This is a genomic window from Treponema sp., from assembly GCF_045657965.1.
Lineage (GTDB): Bacteria > Spirochaetota > Spirochaetia > Treponematales > Treponemataceae > Treponema_D.
Map to the genome: position 1 here is coordinate 1 of NZ_JAZOUG010000049.1, position 2762 is coordinate 2762.

At 38.5% G+C, this 2762-nt stretch carries 4 protein-coding genes; all 4 read right to left on the minus strand.

The window, feature by feature from the left end:
• Positions 1-222 precede the first annotated feature (222 nt).
• Positions 223-942: a polyprenyl diphosphate synthase gene (uppS, locus tag ACKI5B_RS01820; RefSeq protein WP_407425245.1), complete on the minus strand. Its 720-nt coding sequence runs from the start codon at positions 940-942 to the stop codon at positions 223-225.
• A complete protein-coding gene (gene frr / locus ACKI5B_RS01825; RefSeq protein ID WP_407425247.1) occupies positions 942-1484 on the minus strand; it encodes a ribosome recycling factor in 543 nt (180 codons plus the stop codon). The genes uppS and frr overlap by 1 nt, the downstream gene beginning before the upstream one ends.
• Positions 1485-1571: 87 nt before the next feature.
• Positions 1572-2405, minus strand: a complete 834-nt coding sequence (tsf, locus tag ACKI5B_RS01830; protein ID WP_407425249.1) for a translation elongation factor Ts — start codon at positions 2403-2405, stop codon at positions 1572-1574.
• Positions 2406-2417: 12 nt separating this feature from the next.
• A partial coding sequence (locus ACKI5B_RS01835; protein WP_407425251.1) for a 30S ribosomal protein S2 occupies positions 2418-2762 on the minus strand: 345 nt, incomplete at its 5' end.

The following is a 2762-nucleotide window of genomic DNA, read 5'->3' on the forward strand; positions in this document are numbered from 1 at the left end:
TGGAATTACAGATGCAATTACAACAACAGGTTTTACCTGAAGATGAAATTTTTGTTTTAAGAGATGGTAAAGTTCACCAGAAGCTAAAGCTGATGCAGCAAATGCAAGTACATGAAGTGCGATATGATGAAACTTATTAAAATACACGAGACAAATAACTAATGGAAGTCCAACAAAAAATGTAAGCAATCTCGCAATAACTTTATTCATAAAATCCCCGTTTTATTGATTCGGTACACCACCAAATCGTCTGTTCCTTGTCTGATATTTTGAAATATTTTCGAAGAATTCTTCTTCATTATAATCCGGCCAGAGTGTATCTGTAAAGAGAAACTCTGCATAGGCGCACTGCCATAATAAGAAATTGGACAGTCGTTCTTCACCTCCGGTACGAATCATTAAATCAACTGGAGGAAGTGAAGGTATATCCAGCGACTTAGAAATTAATTCTTCGTTTATATTTTCGGCAGTTTCGCCACTGTTTACAAGTTTTTTAATACACCGTACAATTTCATCACGGCTTCCGTAGTTAATTGCAAGTACACAGGTTGTTCCAATAAAATGTTCAGTGTCTTTTTTGGCATTTATTATTTCATTACGTACATCAGCCGGCAGACCAGTTAAATCGCCTATATGCTCGACTTTAATTCCATTTTTTTTGTAAAATTCAAATTCTGCGCGAAGGTGACCTTTTATTAGTCCCATTAAATAACCGACTTCTTCCTGAGCGCGTTTCCAGTTTTCTGTTGAGAATGTGTAAAGAGTAATGTATTTGATTCCAAGTTTCGACGCAGCCGCCACAATTTTTTTTGCACTTGTTAAGCCTTCTTTGTGGCCGCTGGTACGCGGTAAACCCCGGTTTCTTGCCCAGCGTCCGTTACCGTCCATAATTATTGCAACATGTTCCGGTACTCCGCGGGCAATTATTTCTTCGGCTGTCATTACGCCATGATTTCCTTTTCTTTTGCATCACATACAGCCTGAATGTCTGCGATGTATTTATCAGTGAGCTTCTGAAGATCATCAGTTTCTTTTTTGAGCTGGTCTTCTGTAATCTCACCGGCTTTCTGCTGTTTTTTAAGATCATCATTTCCGTCACGGCGGATGTTGCGGATAGTTGTTTTATAGTTTTCCCCGACTGATTTAGCCTGTTTGACAAGCTCCTTTCGGCGGTCAGCGGTAAGGGCGGGGATTGCGATTCGGATTACTTTTCCATCATTTGAAGGATTTAATCCTAAATCAGCAACAAGGATTGCCTTTTCAATTTCAGTAATCAAAGATTTATCAAACGGAGAGATTACTACGCTTCTTGCTTCAGGAATAGAAATCTGTGCCACCTGAGAAAGAGGAGATTTTGCACCATAATAATCAACACGAACCTTATCAAAAAGAGAAGCAGAAGCACGTCCTGTACGGATTGTGTTCATTTCATTTTTAAGACCTTCAATTGTCTTATCCATCTTAGACTTTGCGTCAAATGCCATATTATCCTCCGTTTTTATGAAGCAAAAAATTAAAAAAAAATATAAAAAGCGGCCAGAAAAATACTCTGACCGCCTTTTCAGGAAAAGTTACTTTCCGAGAACGTAAAGAGCAACTTTCTTGAATGAAAGTTTGTTTCCAGCTTCTTTAGAAACCTGTTCAAGCTTCTTAGCAACTGTAACTTTGTCGTCTTTTACGAATGCCTGGTCAACAAAGCAGATTTCAGCAAGGTGTTTGCTGATTTTACCCTGAAGAATACCAGCTTTTACATTTTCCGGTTTAGAAGCCATTTTTTCATCCTGAGCCATCTGAGCCTGGAAAATTTCTTTCTGTTCATCGATATAGCTCTGTGGGACTTCTTCTTTTGTTGTATAGCTTGGAGTAAATGCAGCAAGGTGAAGACAGCAGTCTTTTGCAAATACTTTTACTGATTCTGCATCTGAGCCTTCTACTACAACAACAGCACCTGTTTTGAAGTCTGAGTGAACATAAGTTGCACTGGCAGTTCCTGCAGGAGCATCGATAACTTCAAGTTTACGGAGAGACATGTTCTCACGGATTTTTGTAGCAAGTTCAAGAACCAGATCTTCAAGTTCTTTTTCAATTTTGGTATAGCCTTTAGCGAAAACAACATCAAGAATTTTTTCACCAAGAGCAATAAAATCTGTATTTTTTGCAACGAAGTCTGTTTCACATGTTACTTCAGCAACTGCGATTTTGTCTCCATTCTGGCGGATAAAAATACGTCCTTCTGAAGTTGCACGTTCAGAACGTTTTGCAACAGCAGCCAATCCCTTTTCTTTAAGGATTTTCTCTGCTTCAGCAACATCTCCGTTAGCTTCTGTGAGTGCTTTTTTACACTCCATCATGCCTGCGCCAGTTTTATCACGCAAAGCTTTTACATCGGCAGCAGTAATAGCCATTTTTAACTCCAATTATTTAATTTTTGATTCATCTACATCTGTGATGTCATCATCGTCATCATCAGAAACATCATCCTTTTTGATATCTTCTTCAGTAGGAGTGTAGTTTGAATAATCAACGATTTCTTCATCATCTTTTTTTGTAGAAGCATCTGTAACAACATCATCTTCATCACCGAGAGTTTCGATAATTTTAAGACCTTCTTCGTTATTTGCTTCAACAACAGCATTTGCGATGATAGAAGTAAAGAGGGAAATAGCACGGATAGCATCATCGTTACCAGGAATAGGGAAATCAACCTCTTCAGGGTTGCAGTTTGTATCAACAATAGCAATTACAGGAATGCCGAGCTTGTG